This window comes from Paenibacillus sp. FSL R5-0928 (assembly GCF_037970385.1).
In the GTDB taxonomy this organism is placed as follows: domain Bacteria; phylum Bacillota; class Bacilli; order Paenibacillales; family Paenibacillaceae; genus Paenibacillus_AQ; species Paenibacillus_AQ odorifer.
Genome location: NZ_CP150225.1, coordinates 6,981,461 through 6,995,101, shown reverse-complemented (window position 1 = coordinate 6,995,101; position 13,641 = coordinate 6,981,461). Strand labels below are relative to the sequence as shown.

Annotated in this window: 9 protein-coding genes and 1 riboswitch; of the genes, 7 read left to right on the top strand and 2 right to left on the bottom strand. The window is 41.5% G+C overall.

Annotation, left to right across the window (positions count from 1 at the left end; translation table 11 throughout):
* Window positions 1-53: 53 nt before the first annotated feature.
* Window positions 54-620, bottom strand: a complete 567-nt coding sequence (locus tag MKZ16_RS31680; protein WP_063829811.1) for a TetR/AcrR family transcriptional regulator — start codon at window positions 618-620, stop codon at window positions 54-56.
* A gap of 269 nt (window positions 621-889) precedes the next feature.
* Between MKZ16_RS31680 and MKZ16_RS31675 the strand changes: the two genes are divergently transcribed.
* The 3 genes from MKZ16_RS31675 (at window position 890) to MKZ16_RS31665 (ending at window position 3,901) form a co-directional block, all read left to right on the top strand.
* Window positions 890-1,651, top strand: coding sequence for an SDR family oxidoreductase (locus MKZ16_RS31675; RefSeq protein ID WP_036682280.1), 762 nt, complete (start codon window positions 890-892; stop codon window positions 1,649-1,651).
* A 427-nt stretch (window positions 1,652-2,078) separates the two neighbouring features.
* Window positions 2,079-2,873, top strand: a complete 795-nt coding sequence (locus MKZ16_RS31670) for an alpha/beta hydrolase (RefSeq protein ID WP_036682278.1) — start codon at window positions 2,079-2,081, stop codon at window positions 2,871-2,873.
* Between the two features lie 38 nt (window positions 2,874-2,911).
* Window positions 2,912-3,901: a sensor domain-containing diguanylate cyclase gene (locus MKZ16_RS31665; protein ID WP_076105107.1), complete on the top strand. Its 990-nt coding sequence runs from the start codon at window positions 2,912-2,914 to the stop codon at window positions 3,899-3,901.
* A 15-nt stretch (window positions 3,902-3,916) separates the two neighbouring features.
* Here the strand turns inward: MKZ16_RS31665 and MKZ16_RS31660 are convergent, their stop codons facing one another.
* The gene (locus MKZ16_RS31660; RefSeq protein ID WP_076105106.1) at window positions 3,917-4,768 is read right to left on the bottom strand and encodes a leucine-rich repeat domain-containing protein; all 852 of its coding nucleotides are present in this window, start codon (window positions 4,766-4,768) and stop codon (window positions 3,917-3,919) included.
* Between the two features lie 135 nt (window positions 4,769-4,903).
* Here MKZ16_RS31660 and MKZ16_RS31655 point away from each other — a divergent pair, with 135 nt between their 5' ends.
* From MKZ16_RS31655 to MKZ16_RS31640, 4 genes are all read left to right on the top strand, one after another.
* Window positions 4,904-5,587, top strand: a complete 684-nt coding sequence (locus tag MKZ16_RS31655) for a Crp/Fnr family transcriptional regulator (RefSeq protein ID WP_076105105.1) — start codon at window positions 4,904-4,906, stop codon at window positions 5,585-5,587.
* A gap of 55 nt (window positions 5,588-5,642) precedes the next feature.
* The gene (locus MKZ16_RS31650; protein WP_076105104.1) at window positions 5,643-6,626 is read left to right on the top strand and encodes an EAL domain-containing protein; all 984 of its coding nucleotides are present in this window, start codon (window positions 5,643-5,645) and stop codon (window positions 6,624-6,626) included.
* A 116-nt stretch (window positions 6,627-6,742) separates the two neighbouring features.
* Window positions 6,743-7,309 (top strand): hypothetical protein, encoded by a 567-nt coding sequence (locus MKZ16_RS31645; RefSeq protein ID WP_036682474.1) that lies wholly within the window; start codon window positions 6,743-6,745, stop codon window positions 7,307-7,309.
* 157 nt (window positions 7,310-7,466) lie between these two features.
* Window positions 7,467-7,553: riboswitch (cyclic di-GMP riboswitch) on the top strand.
* Window positions 7,554-7,811: 258 nt separating this feature from the next.
* Entirely contained in the window at window positions 7,812-13,625 is a 5,814-nt protein-coding gene (locus MKZ16_RS31640) for an NPCBM/NEW2 domain-containing protein (RefSeq protein ID WP_076105103.1), read from the top strand.
* Window positions 13,626-13,641 lie beyond the last annotated feature (16 nt).

Below are 13,641 nucleotides of genomic sequence, written 5' to 3'. Positions count from 1 at the left end.
TCAAAAGCCACTCCAGCATTATTTTGGAGTGGCTTTTGATAGTTTGAGGTAAATCAGTCGCCGTTAACAGGGATGGAATTCTGTTTAATCGGTTGATTTGAAGTATTGATGATCACATTATGTGAATTAAAAGACAGAATCTCAATCAGCTGCTCTGCCATATGGTTAGCTGTATATTTAAATCCGCCTTTTACCCATTCTATGATTAATCCAAATAGAGCATAGGCGGTATAACTGGAAAACAATTCGATATTAACATTGGTATTAGTGTTATTAACTGCGACTAAGTCCCGCTTGGTGAGCTCCTTTAAGAGGTCGCAAATCCTATTTTGGAACCCTGGCAGAACATTGGAATTTATAATGATGGTATAAAAATTAGAGTAAGAGACCACATGTTCAAAAATCTTGATGCTCGAGGTGGTCAGCTCACTAACTATAAATTTATCGGTATGAAGATAGGGTTCTTTATAAGCCTTAATTAAATCCTCCAACACATCATCAATTAGCTCATTCAGAAGTTCTTCTTTGGTTTGATAATGTTTATAGAAGGTTCCGCGGTTTAAATCGGCAAGGGTAACGATATCGGTTATCGTAATGGTGCGGAAATTCTTTTTTTCCATGATTAATATCAATGCGTTTTTAAGCTCTTTACGCGATTTGCTAGTTCTCCGATTATTTTTAAGCAACAGAAGACCACCTAACTGTCTATTTTCTAATCCTATTTGAACAGAATCCTGCATTATATATATTTATGAACATTTGGTGTCCCATTTGTATATTGATAGTTAAATTTTAGAGGATTAAACTTGAGTAGTATAAATTTTAAGCATTAAAGAGATTTTATATATTGATATTTACATTATAGATAAACGTAAAGGAGACTTCCAACATGAAACTTCAAGACAGAGTTGCAGTGGTTACCGGGGCGGCATCAGGTATGGGGAAATCTATCGCAGAGTTGTACGCTAAAGAAGGGGCGAAAGTGATTGTAGCCGATCTTAATCTCGAAGGTGCAGAACAAGTAGCTGCAGGGATCAACAGTAATGGTGGAGTAGCTAAGGCACTGAAAGTAAATGTTGCCCTAGTTGAAGATATCGATAGCATGATTGATACCGCAGTAAAAGAATACGGAACACTAGATATTCTTGTGAATAACGCCGGTATTATGGATGGGTTTGAGCCAGTTGGCGACATTAGCGACGAGAAATGGGATCTTATCTTTGATATCAATACCAAAAGTGTAATGCGGTCCACTCGTAAAGCAATGCCTATTTTTCTGGAAAAAGGAAAAGGGGTTATCGTTAATACCGCTTCTACAGGTGGCGTAAGTGGTGCCCATGCGGGAGCAACTTATACTGCCTCTAAACATGCTGTAGTAGGCTTGACGAAAAATACAGCTTTTATGTATGCCAACAAAGGGATTCGTTGTAATGCTATCGCACCGGGAGCTACTGCCACAAACATCAGTGCTTCAATGAAAAATATAAATGAATTCGGCGTGAGCCGTACACAATTAACACAGGCTGTGATCCCTCGTGTAGGTACACCTGAAGAAATCGCACAAGTTGCGTTATTCCTGGCTTCGGATGATTCCAGTTTTGTGAACGGAGCTATCATCGCTGCTGATGCGGGTTGGACTTCTGCATTCTAAATGTTGGTTGTCTACCTCTGCCTCAACAATTTATCCACGGAGTCTTAGGGACCCAGATGACGTTATTCGCAAATTTTCAGTCTTTTGAGAAGGGATTCGGACTCCAGAGACGCTATTTCATATAAATCGACCCATATTTGGTGTTTTCGCGCCAATAGCTGCAGTGGAGTCCGATAGCAATTCAAATATGGAATAATGGCGCATTTAAGGTCTGCTGGGTCCGCCAACCAATTTTTTCGGGCAAAATGTTATCGGATTAAACGAAGGAGTGCCCCAGCACGCTACCATTATGCCAAATGATGACCCAAACGGGATGTTACATAAAACTCCGCTAGAGATTAATCTAGCGGAGTTTTTTATACGCTTGATATTTCCAGGGGAACCCTGCAAAATAGAGAGAATGCTAACTATAGAGGAGTTATATGAAATGAACGATGTTATGGTGCGGAATCATGTAAAAGTCATTGGAGCAGGAGAAAAAACTATCCTTTTTGCGCATGGATTTGGGTGTGATCAAAGCATGTGGCAGTTTATTACGCCATCATTTGAGAAAAAGTATCGAATCGTTCTATTTGATTATGTAGGCTCAGGCCATTCAGATTTAAGCGCATATACATCGGATAAATATCATACTCTCCATGGTTATGTACAGGATGTACTAGATGTCATCGAAACATTTGAACTCAAGGATATTATTTTTATAGGCCATTCTATTAGCTCTATGATCGGTTTGCTTGCTTCAATCGAGCGGCCGGATTATTTTGATAAAATGATTATGATCGGACCTTCCCCACGTTATTTAAATGAGGGAGATGCTTATTTCGGGGGCTTTGAAAAAAGTGATATTACTGAGCTTCTGGATATGATGGAGATGAATTTCGCGGGCTGGGCTAGCTTTATGGCTCCACTTGCGATGAATAACCCTGACCCAATGTTGACTAAACAGCTGGAACGAAGTTTTATTTCGGCCGACCCTATTATCGCTAGAGAATTTGCGGAAGTTACATTTTTTTCGGATCATAGAGAAGATCTGCCTAAAGCGACAGTGCCTACACTCATATTGCAATGCTCGGATGATAGTATCGTTCCTATAGAAGTAGGAGAATATTTACATAGACACTTGAATAATAGTACGTTCCGGTTAATGGAGGCCAAGGGCCATTATCCGCATATTAGCCATCCACAGGAGACCATTACTTTGATTAATGAGTATCTTAGGTGAGATGGAGAAGATTATGGTGTTGAAAGGATATTTAGACAATGGATGACCGGTTAAAATATGCGCCGTGCGGATATGTTTCCATTACCCATGAAGGAATGATCCTCAATGTGAATCAAACCTTTTTGGATGGGATGGGATATCAGCAGGTTGATTTGGTAAATAAACATTTTGAATCTATCATGTCTACGGCAAACAAGCTTATTTTTCATTCATACTTCTATCCTTTTATCAATCTGAATGGACATGTAGAAGAGCTATTTATCAATTTGAAGGACAGCAAGGGACAAGCCGTCCCTTACTTGTTAAATGGTAGACGCCTCGAGTGTGAAGGTGTAGAGGTCATTGATTGTATTCTCGTACAGATGGGCAAACGTATTGATTATGAGCTAGAGTTACGATCTGCGAAGAAGCAAATAGAAGAGGCCTATTGGGAAAAAGATCAGGCGCTGGCAAAGCTCAAACAAATCCACCTGGAAATCGAGCAAAAGCAAGCTGAATTGCTGGAGATGAATGCCGTTTTAGTAGAGCTATCTACTACAGACAAGCTTACTGGATTAAAGAATAGAAGGTTCCTGCAAGAAAAGCTGGAAGAGCAGATTGCAGCGTATCACCGTGATCAGGCGCCTTTTTCATTATGTATTTTAGATATTGATCACTTTAAAAATGTGAATGATACCTACGGTCATCAGATGGGTGATTATGTCCTGGAGAAATTGGCGAGTATCCTGAAATCCCAATCTCGTAAAGAAGATATCGTAGCTAGGTATGGTGGTGAGGAGTTTATCCTTCTGCTGCCTAATATAGATTCATCGGATGCCAAGGCTATAGCGGACAATTTGCGGCAATTCATTGCCAGCTCCACTTGGGAGATTGGCAGGGTTACGGTAAGCGTCGGCATAGCTACTTTTGAAGCAACCGATACAGACATCACTCTTCTGGAAAAAGCTGACCATGCGCTTTACGCTTCGAAAGAACAGGGGAGAAATCGCGTTACGCATATTATGGATTTGAGTGAAAGGCTTCTTTAATCGGAGGCTTTTTTGTTATTTATAAACGATACATCCTCTTTGCTCTAATTGCTCTAATAATTCTTTTCTTCTTAAGCTGTGATTCCATCTTAAATCCAGTTTCTCTAATCGTCCAAGTTGTAGAATCGAATCCGGGATTTCTTGCAGATGATTATCTCTTAAATCAAGCTCAACAAGGCTGCTTAATTGACCTATTTCCTCAGGAAGCTGATTAAGTTTATTTTTTCTAAGGTTCAGTCTTCTTAACTTGCTTAAATTACCGATAGATGAAGGCAGCTTAGTGATTCGATTATCACTTAAATCAAGTATCCGAAGTTCTTCTATAGCACCCAAATGTTCTGGTAACATGACCAGTTGATTACCATAGAGATGGATCTCTCTTAGCCCTTTTATTTGTGTGATCGAATCAGGTAAACATTCTAGCTGATTATAATAAAGCCGCAATTCAATCAGACTGCTCATTTCGCCTATACGGGCAGGCAATTGCTTGAGATGATTATCTGTTACGTTCAGATACTTAAGTTTCTGGAGAATACAGAGCTGCTCCGGCAGCTGTTCGAACTGATTATTGCTTAGGTATAGAAAAGAATCCAACCCCTGCAATCCGCCAATGCTCTCCGGCAACACCTTCAGCCGATTATGGCCTAAATCCAGCATTCTTAGGTGAACTAAGCGACCGATGTTCTCGGATAACTGTTCGATTTCATTGCCCGCATAATTAAGTGCCTCTAATTCGTCATGAAGGAAGAGCTGATCGGGAATCTCTTTAATATGATTGTTGTACATGCTCAGTTCTAGTAGCGGATTGCTCTCAAACACGACATCTGGCGTTTCAATAAGTCCTTTTCCGTCAAAATTATATTTCATGAATGGATCTCCTTTGTAATTTGTATTGGCATCAAGCCTATGTGACAACGTTACGATAGAATATAACAGGATGATGATTTATTATCAGTATGTTGGCATACAAAACTATGGAATGTGTTAGAAAGGAATAATGAGATGGAAGCTTTTTTTTGGACTGGCACTCGCTTTTTTCAAGGTTTACCCTCGGAGAAGATCGAGGCGGTCTCAGGATTATTCACTTATAAGGCATATTCTAAGGGGACCCTGGTGTTTGCAGAATCAGATCCGGGGGATTATGCCTACATTATCTATTCGGGGATTATAAGGGTGTACGCTACTACGAAAGGGAAAGAGCATACCGTAGATCTTTTTGGAAAAGGCGATTTCTTTGGCGATCTGGAAGTGATCCATCCCTCCAATATAAGAGTGCTGTCTGCGGTGGCTATGAATGATACTGTATTATTTGAGATTAAACATGAGCTTTTTAAGCAGATGCTTGCCGATTACCCGTTGATTAAGGAGCAATTGATGCTGCTGCAAATGGACCGTTTATTTTTATCGAATCGGTTATTACATGAAATGAAATTTCATGATGCGAGAGCGCGTGCGATATTTACGCTGAGAAGACTATACCAAAGATTTGGAGTAGAGGAGCAAGGCAAACAGCGGATTGATCTTCGATTGACCCATCAGCAGTTCGCGGATATGATCGGAACGTTAAGGGAGACGGCTACCCTTGTGCTTAAAGATCTGCAAGAGCAAAAGATTATTGAGATTCAACATCAGCAGATCACCGTGTTAGACGCGACATATTTACTGGAGTATACGGATTTCGATTGAGAAGAGCCGTTCCGGGATCTTTTTCAAAGAATCCATTATTAAAGGGGTTATGAATATGGCTTGTAATCATTGTGTAGTAAGAGAGCTGAATTTTCAAATCAAGGCTCATGGTGAGCTTAATCTTAGGGTTTTACCTGAGGTTATTCATCACTTGAGTAGAAGGAATACGATACATAAGGTAGAAGAAAATGTGATTACGATTAAGGAAGCTGAAGCGCGAGATCTTCTGGATTTCTGTAACGATCATATGGAGTCCGGGAAAATTGAATTTCGTATAGATGACCAAACATGGAGACCTCTATCCGAATTACCCAATGTACTTGATATGGAGTGGATTGATGAGGTTATCACTAAGGGTCTTGTTACTTGCTACTTCCAACCGATTGTGAACGTAAGGGAAGAGATTTTTGCATACGAGCTCCTATCCAGATTTAAAAAAGAAGACGGATCCCTTATCTATCCTAATGAGATTTTTGCGGCGGCACGGAATCGTGGGCGTTTATATGCTTTAGACAGGTTATGTAGAATGACGGCTGTAAAATATGCTGCACCCTTAAATAAAAAAACGTTTATTAATTTTATCCCTACATCAATTTACGCTCCAGAGTTCTGCTTAAGATCAACCGTTGAACTGGCCAATCAATTAGGCGTCGACCCCTCTCTTTTTGTCTTTGAAGTTGTTGAGACGGAGAAAGTGGATGATCTCGCTCATTTGAAAGCTATTTTGACATATTACAAGGATCGGGGATTTGAATACGCTTTAGATGATGTTGGTGAGGGCTTCAGCACGATCGAGATGTTATTGGAGCTTAAACCTCATTACATGAAGTTAGATATGAAATATGTTCAAGGCGTGTCCAGTGATCCGAACAAACAGAAAATAGCTAAACAATTTTTAGAAAAGGCTTTAGAAATCCAATCTGTTCCTTTAGCAGAAGGTGTGGAGTTTAGAGAGGACTTTGAATGGCTTAAGCAGAGTGGTTATCAGTTGTTTCAGGGATATTTATTTGGAAAGCCTGATCCTATTCCCAAACAGTAATCCTAATGAGTATATATCGGTCCAGAGGATGAGATGAATTTCAGGTCAGAGTCTGAGTACAGCCAACCCCCGGGGTTGTATAATTTAGGTAATTTGAAAAGGGGGACGGGATGGATATGAAATGGCATCAATTTGTAACGCGCTGGGCGGATTCTAGGGGCTTTGATGGACGAGAAATTGATTATCAATGGCCTTCTCCCTCATTTCCGGTCATCAGTATTCGTAGTAATTTAGGGCGATACTCAGGTCAAAAGTATGGTCATGGAAGTAAACCCCGTGTAAAGACAGCTGTTGGTTTAATCGCTATTGGAGATGTAGCTGTCGGATTGATTTCCATAGGTGCGATAAGCGTGGGCGTACTTTCCTTAGGAGCAATATCACTGGGAATGTGGTTAGCGATTGGAGCAATAGCACTTAGCTGGCTTGGCTTCGCAGTGGGAGCGATTGCGATTGCAGGAGTGGCTGTAGGAGCGATCGCAATCGCGGAAAAAGCGTTGGGGGCCATCGCCATAGGGGATACGGCGTTTGGTGCGATAGCGATAGGCAGGATCGCTGGGGGTGCCATAGCTATCGGACAATGGGCATATGGTGTAATCGCAGTTGGCGAACATGGTTTCGGATTAATTCCCATCACGGGCGATGTGTGGAATTGGTTCCGGCGTTTGTTCGGATCGGGGAGTTAATTAGACCTCCAGTCCTAAAGGATCCCATTCTCTTCCGGGATAGTCGATAAATAATATCTATCACATGAGAAAAACTAATTGCAATTACCTATACTCATTTCATACCAATTAATCATGCGATCAGATCTAGGCTTATGTTACTCTTTGAATGTATTCGAAACTTCATAGGCAAACCTATGGAAATGTAGGGACGCAAAGCTATAGGGACTAAGGTTATCATAACTATTGTCAGCCAGCTGCCAAAGAGTGTGTAACGCTTTTTGTTAAAATATAAGAAAGTATAAGTTATACACCTATACTTAATATCTTATATTTCTCGCTTAAACGCTTACCGTCCTTATAAGGACGCCGAAGGCGTTTATGCTTGTTAAGGTTTAATAAAAATTAAGTCTTAATTTTTAGGCGACTTTATACGCAATCAAGCTACTCTTTTGGGGTAGTTTTTTTTGTGCCCATTTTTGGGCACTGGAGAGATTCATATGACATCTGGGGGTAAGAAGAGATGAAGAAAATGATTGCGATCGCTACATCGGCGGCCATGTTGGCCAGTTTTTCGAGTGAGGCAGGTTATGCTTTAGCAAGTGAGGCAAGCAAGGTAAATGTAACAAAAACAGTCGCGCAAAGTAAGGTCAACTTATTAAGCAACGCTTCGGTTATTCCGTTTGAGCTGTACGGCAAGGATGTTCTAAATGCCTATAATGAGGTTTTTAGAATGAATCCAGCAAATATTAAATCCATCACAAATAACGGTGGCAACTACTCAGGCTCGCCTATAGCTAAGGCTATGGATGGGGATATGAGCACGCATTGGGAGACTGGCAAACCGAATAGTTCAACGTTTACGAATGAGGTTGTGTTTGTTTTCAATGAGTCCACTGAATTAAATAGAATGGTCTATGCCGCTAGGCAATCTGGTGCTAGAGGTAAAGGTTTTGCTCAAGAATTTGATATCTATGGCTCCACTACCGATGCGGGTGATTTCACACTCGTGTCTTCTGGAGAATATACAGGCTCAACCGGTGATGTAGTGGAGATTCAGTTCGCACCTACGGCTTTTAAGAGACTTAAATTTGTCTTCAAAAAAGCGAACCAAGATTGGGCGAGTGCGGCTGAGTTTTCTTTTTATAAAGAGGATAGTGTCTCTACTAAAATGAAAAATTTATTTACAGATGATACCTTGAGCCAAGTTAGTACAGCCTTTGATACGGCAGAGAAATTAACAGCTTTAGAAAATGAAGTACAAGCACATCCACTGTATACGCAGTTTAAAGAAGAGATAGATAATGCAAAGATCCTTTTGGAGAACCATCAGGTAGAGGTAACGGCAGCCAAGGTTTCGAAGCTAAAAGGGTATGGTACAGCCTATGAAAATGCCTATAGCCAAGCTTATAGAATGCCAAATGCAAACGTATCAAAAGTAACGGTGAACGGTGGAAGCTACCCAGGTACGAAGCCTGAATATATGCTGGATGACCAGCCCACTACGCATTGGGAAACGAACAAAAACAATGATGCAAGCTTCACGAATGAAGTCGTGTTTGAACTAGCGCAAGCGGAAGTGCTGGACAGAGTGGCTTTTTTGGCTAGAGATAATCGCAAAGGATTCCCAGAGGCTTTTGAAATCTATGCATCAGAGACGAGTAAAGGAGAGACCTTCCAACTGGTATCTAGCGGAACCGCGATTAGTACCAATGATTTTTTGGAATTTAAATTCGAACCGACGAAGTTTAAAAGATTAAAATTTAAGTTCACAAAAGCTAATATTAACAGACCTTTTGCGGCTGAATTTAGATTTTATACAGAAGATAAAGTAAGCGAAGCTGTAAATGGTATTTTCACAGATGGAACGATGAGTGCGGTTGTGCCTGCTTATAATAGCGTCGAAGCAATCAACGAATTAGAAGAAGCGGCAAAAGTACATCCGCTCTATCCAATCCTGAAAGATTCTTTGGATTTAGCTAAGAAGCTAGTGAATGGTGAAGTTCAAACCGAAGGCACCATCATTGAGGCCGAGCAGCGTGGAGATATGAAAAAACATGCTCAGCAAAACCTGAGAATAGGCTTCGGCACGAACAACCAGCCTACAGGACTTGCGGCAATGCCTGGCGAGACCATCAATGTTTATGTGGATGCTGCTTCGGGTGATAAGTTGCCTTCTTTGATCTTTTCTCAACAAGAGGGAGCTTGGAATAGTTGGGCTAGGGGCGTACAATTGCGTGCGGGCAAGAACACTATAACTGTACCTGAAATTACAACGACTAGTGCTTATGCTCATGATGTAACTAAGGGCGGCACCGTTTATATCGTAAATCCCTATACAGCAGAGGAGCAAGGGAAGGCGCCACTGATCCGCTTCGAAGGTTTAGAAAAGATTCCTTTTATGACCAAGACCACGGATCCAGAACAATTCAGAACCTTCTTAACCACATACAAACAAAGATTAGACGAAGATAAAGCGGTTCATCCAAATGTTCAAGATCGCAAACTTATCGATGTGGTAGAAATGGCCAGCGATCATGTTATTTTTACAGGAACTGCGACTGAAGCGTACAACAAATTTATTACGCAAGGAAATAACCCGCTGGATACCGTAACTGGGTATGACACCTGGATGAAGAGCATTTTTGCCTTCTATGGCTTGGATGGCAGTAGTGAGATTCATGATGCCAAGCTAATTCGTGAGAATATTCGATTGATGCAGCCTTATGGTGCGATGTATGCAGCGGGAGATCATACAGGGATCCAACTTGGAACAGTAGGAACCATGTTAGGTGATTTTAACAAAGCTTATCCGGGCTGGGGACTGAATCACGAAATTGGGCATCGCTTGGCTATGGGTGAACGGGAATATGGCGAAGTAACTAATAATATGGTGTCTATGTTTATGTCTGTCGCGGCGAATTCGATAGATAATCGTATACCGTATGAATCAGATATCTATAAATATGTCCTCGAAGAAAATAAAGTGGTTATGAATCAGCAGGGCTTATTTGCACAACTAGGAGCCTATTGGCAGCTGGAGCTGGCACATCCGGGATACTGGACAGAGCTGACCAAGCTATATCGGGAGCGGAAGGTCACCCTTCCCAACGGTGACAATTCCAAGCAGCAGTATTTGGTGGAGTTCTCCTCCGAAGTACTGGGATTAGATTTAAGCAGCTATTTTGCCAGACATGGCTTCACTGTGAATCCTGAGACAAAAGCGAAAGTAGCCAAGTATCCGGCACCGCAAAAGTTATGGTATTTAAATAACTCGGTGATTAATTATGAGGGAACTGGAATAGCGGATAAAAATCTGGCCATTAAGGTTAATATCACACCTAACACCACGGCTAGAACAAACACGTTAAGTTTCAGTATAGATAAAGAGCTTAAGCAAGACTTTTTAGGATATGAAGTGTATAGAAATGATGTATTAGTTGGTTTTACAGGAACTGACCAATTTGTGGATCAGAATGTAGATGCGAGTATCAACTATACGTACAAGATCGTCGGTTATGATAAAAAGCTGAACCCACTGAAGCCCGTACAGGTTAAAGCCTTTAAGCCAGCCTTGTCTATTGAAGATCAGCTCACTTTAAAGCTTAATCAAACCTTTGATCCGATGAGCTATGTAAAAGCGGCTAACTATCTAGGAAACGATATTACTGCAGATGTCTCTCTGAAAGCCAATAACGTTGATGTAACGCAAAAAGGCAACTACGAAATTGTATATGAAGTGAAAAGCGAAGGGGTTACGGAAACGAAAACCACACAGGTTACGGTAACGAGCGACTACGCCTATATTTCCGATCTCAATGCCAATTCAGTCGTTGTAGGCTGGGGTGAATTAAGGAAAGATAAAGCCGTTTCCGGGGGAATCATAACCCTTGTTCGCCAAGGATTGGCTGCGACGTACGCGAAAGGGATTGGTGTTCATGCCAACTCTGAGGTAGTTTACGATATTGAAGGTGAGGGTTACGACTTCTTTGAAAGCTACATTGGGATCGATCAAGCCATGAAAGGGAAACCTTCCTCGGCTACTTTTGCAGTGTATGTGGATGGAGAACAGAAATTTGAGAGTGATGTTTTCCGGGCAGGAACAGAACATCAATTTGTGAAAATCCCTGTGACTGGCGCAAGAGAGGTGAAGCTGGTTACAACAGATGCTAAGGATGGCAATGCTTCAGACCATACGGTATGGGCCGATGCGAAGTTCTCAAATAATTCAAGCAAACCTATCATTACAGTGCCGGAAGAGACAACCTTCGTTAAGCTGAACAGCGAATTTGATGTGTTGAGCGATGTTACGGCTTTTGATACGGAAGATGGTAATTTAATTGGAGCCGTTGAAGTACAATCCAATGGGTTCACATCAAGCAAAACAGGGACTTACAACGTCGAGTTTTCAGTTACAGACTCAGATGGAAACTCCGCTGTGCAGGCCAGAAAGATTGTTGTATACAGCGCTAGTAAATACCTGAGTGATATAGATTGGCAATCAGCAAAAACGGATTATAATGTGGTTCGAAAAGATAAGGCTAGCTCTAACAATCCGATTAAGCTGCTGGTAAATGGTGAGGTCAAAGAGTTCGCTAAGGGCTTAGGAACCCATGCCAGCTCTGAAATCGTGTATAATCTGGCGGGTGCAAACTATGAATATTTTGAAACGTATGTAGGGGTTGATAGAAATATCCCTGAGCAGAGCAACTCCAGTGTAATTTTCAAAATCTTTGCCGATGGGGCAGAGGTTTATAACAGCGGACTGATGAAATTTGGTACAGAAGCCAAGCTTGCGCGGATACCTGTTAAGGGTGTAAGTGAATTGAAGCTGGTGTTAGATAATGCAGGTAACGGAAATGCTTCAGATCACGGTGATTTTGCTGATGCGAAGTTTATGATCTTGAACAACACACCAGAGTTTACCATACCTAAATCTGTCTCAACCAAAGTGGACCAAGCAATTGATATCAATGAAAGCTATTCGGCAATGGATTCGGAAGACGGTGACTTGACGGCTCAAGTGAAGGTCACAGGCCTAGAGCAGGTTAATTTCAACCGGGCTGGAAAGTATCCAATCACTTACACAGTAACAGATAGTGATGGAAATACGACCACGAAGATTAGAACGATAGCCGTAGTAGACATGACGGACTTTACGTACCTGACGGATTACGACTGGAATTCTACTCAGAACAGCTATACTGCACCTTTGAAGGATAAATCTATTAGTGCCAATACGCTGAGATTAACAGATGAGAACAATCAGGTAGTGTCCTATGAAAGAGGAATTGGAGCGCACTCTAACTCGACGATTGTATACGATCTAAGCGACAAAAACGTGGACTATTTCACTTCCTATGTAGGTGTAGATAGACAAATGTACGGTTCTGTTGGTTCGGTGAGCTTTGAGGTGTTTGTCGATGGAGAGAAGAAATTCGATAGTGGGGTCATGGGTTCGAGAGATCCGCAGAAATTCATCGAATTGGATATTAATGGAGCAAAAGAACTGAAATTAGTTGTCACAGACGGGGGAAATGGCAACGGATCTGACCATGCTACATGGGGTGGAGCCAAACTACATTTCGCGAATGGAGATCACTTATTCACTGGAGATCTGGAACAGGCGATTGCAGCGGCTAAAGCAATTTCTCTAGAAGGCTTCACACCTGAGAGCATCGCGGCATTTACGTCCAACCTCTCGACAGCAGAGACAGTGTTGGCTAACTCTTCTGTTACGCAAAGTGAAGTAGACGAAGCTGTAGCAGCGTTGCAACAAGCAACCGAAGGTTTGGTCCAAATAGATCTTACGCAAGAGATTACTGTGGCGGACCCGTATTTAAGTGCTTCGATCAAGACTACATTGGGCGTAACTGGAGAACTAACGCTAGGGGATATGTATAACCTTACAACGTTAACCAGCGAAACCAGAAGAGCCAGATCCTTGGAAGGTTTGCAGTACGCAAATAACCTAGAGACACTTGACATTACTGGAAATGAAATTACAGATTTCTCCCCATTACAAGGGTTAACTAAACTAACGAGCTTATTGGCCGACCCACAAGTGTTAGAGGTAGGAGAATTTAAGGGACCTGTGGTTGAAGTAGCTAATCTGGTGAAAGGGCTCGATGGCAGCAAAGTGATCCCTAATTCCGCTGGGGTAAGAAACACTAGAACATCTAAAGAAATTGTGTTTGATATGAAGGAATGGGCTGCTAATCCGGATGTGTTTACTATTGACCTATCAAACGAGGAGAAAGGAACTTACATGCTGGGGTTAACTTACCAAGTCGCAGGTAATCTCGTGCAAATCATTTCTTTTATTAATAATAATTAAATTCCCAAGAAAACAG

Excerpts from the sequence above, each read along its gene's own strand:
- MKZ16_RS31665 (WP_076105107.1), top strand. The coding sequence starts at position 2,912 with ATGGATGACCGGTTAAAATATGCGCCGTGCGGATATGTTTCCATTACC.
- MKZ16_RS31640 (WP_076105103.1), top strand. The coding sequence starts at position 7,812 with ATGAAGAAAATGATTGCGATCGCTACATCGGCGGCCATGTTGGCCAGT.
- MKZ16_RS31650 (WP_076105104.1), top strand. The coding sequence starts at position 5,643 with ATGGCTTGTAATCATTGTGTAGTAAGAGAGCTGAATTTTCAAATCAAG.
- MKZ16_RS31680 (WP_063829811.1), bottom strand. The coding sequence starts at position 620 with ATGGAAAAAAAGAATTTCCGCACCATTACGATAACCGATATCGTTACC.
- MKZ16_RS31645 (WP_036682474.1), top strand. The coding sequence starts at position 6,743 with ATGAAATGGCATCAATTTGTAACGCGCTGGGCGGATTCTAGGGGCTTT.
- MKZ16_RS31670 (WP_036682278.1), top strand. The coding sequence starts at position 2,079 with ATGAACGATGTTATGGTGCGGAATCATGTAAAAGTCATTGGAGCAGGA.
- MKZ16_RS31655 (WP_076105105.1), top strand. The coding sequence starts at position 4,904 with ATGGAAGCTTTTTTTTGGACTGGCACTCGCTTTTTTCAAGGTTTACCC.
- MKZ16_RS31675 (WP_036682280.1), top strand. The coding sequence starts at position 890 with ATGAAACTTCAAGACAGAGTTGCAGTGGTTACCGGGGCGGCATCAGGT.
- MKZ16_RS31660 (WP_076105106.1), bottom strand. The coding sequence starts at position 4,768 with ATGAAATATAATTTTGACGGAAAAGGACTTATTGAAACGCCAGATGTC.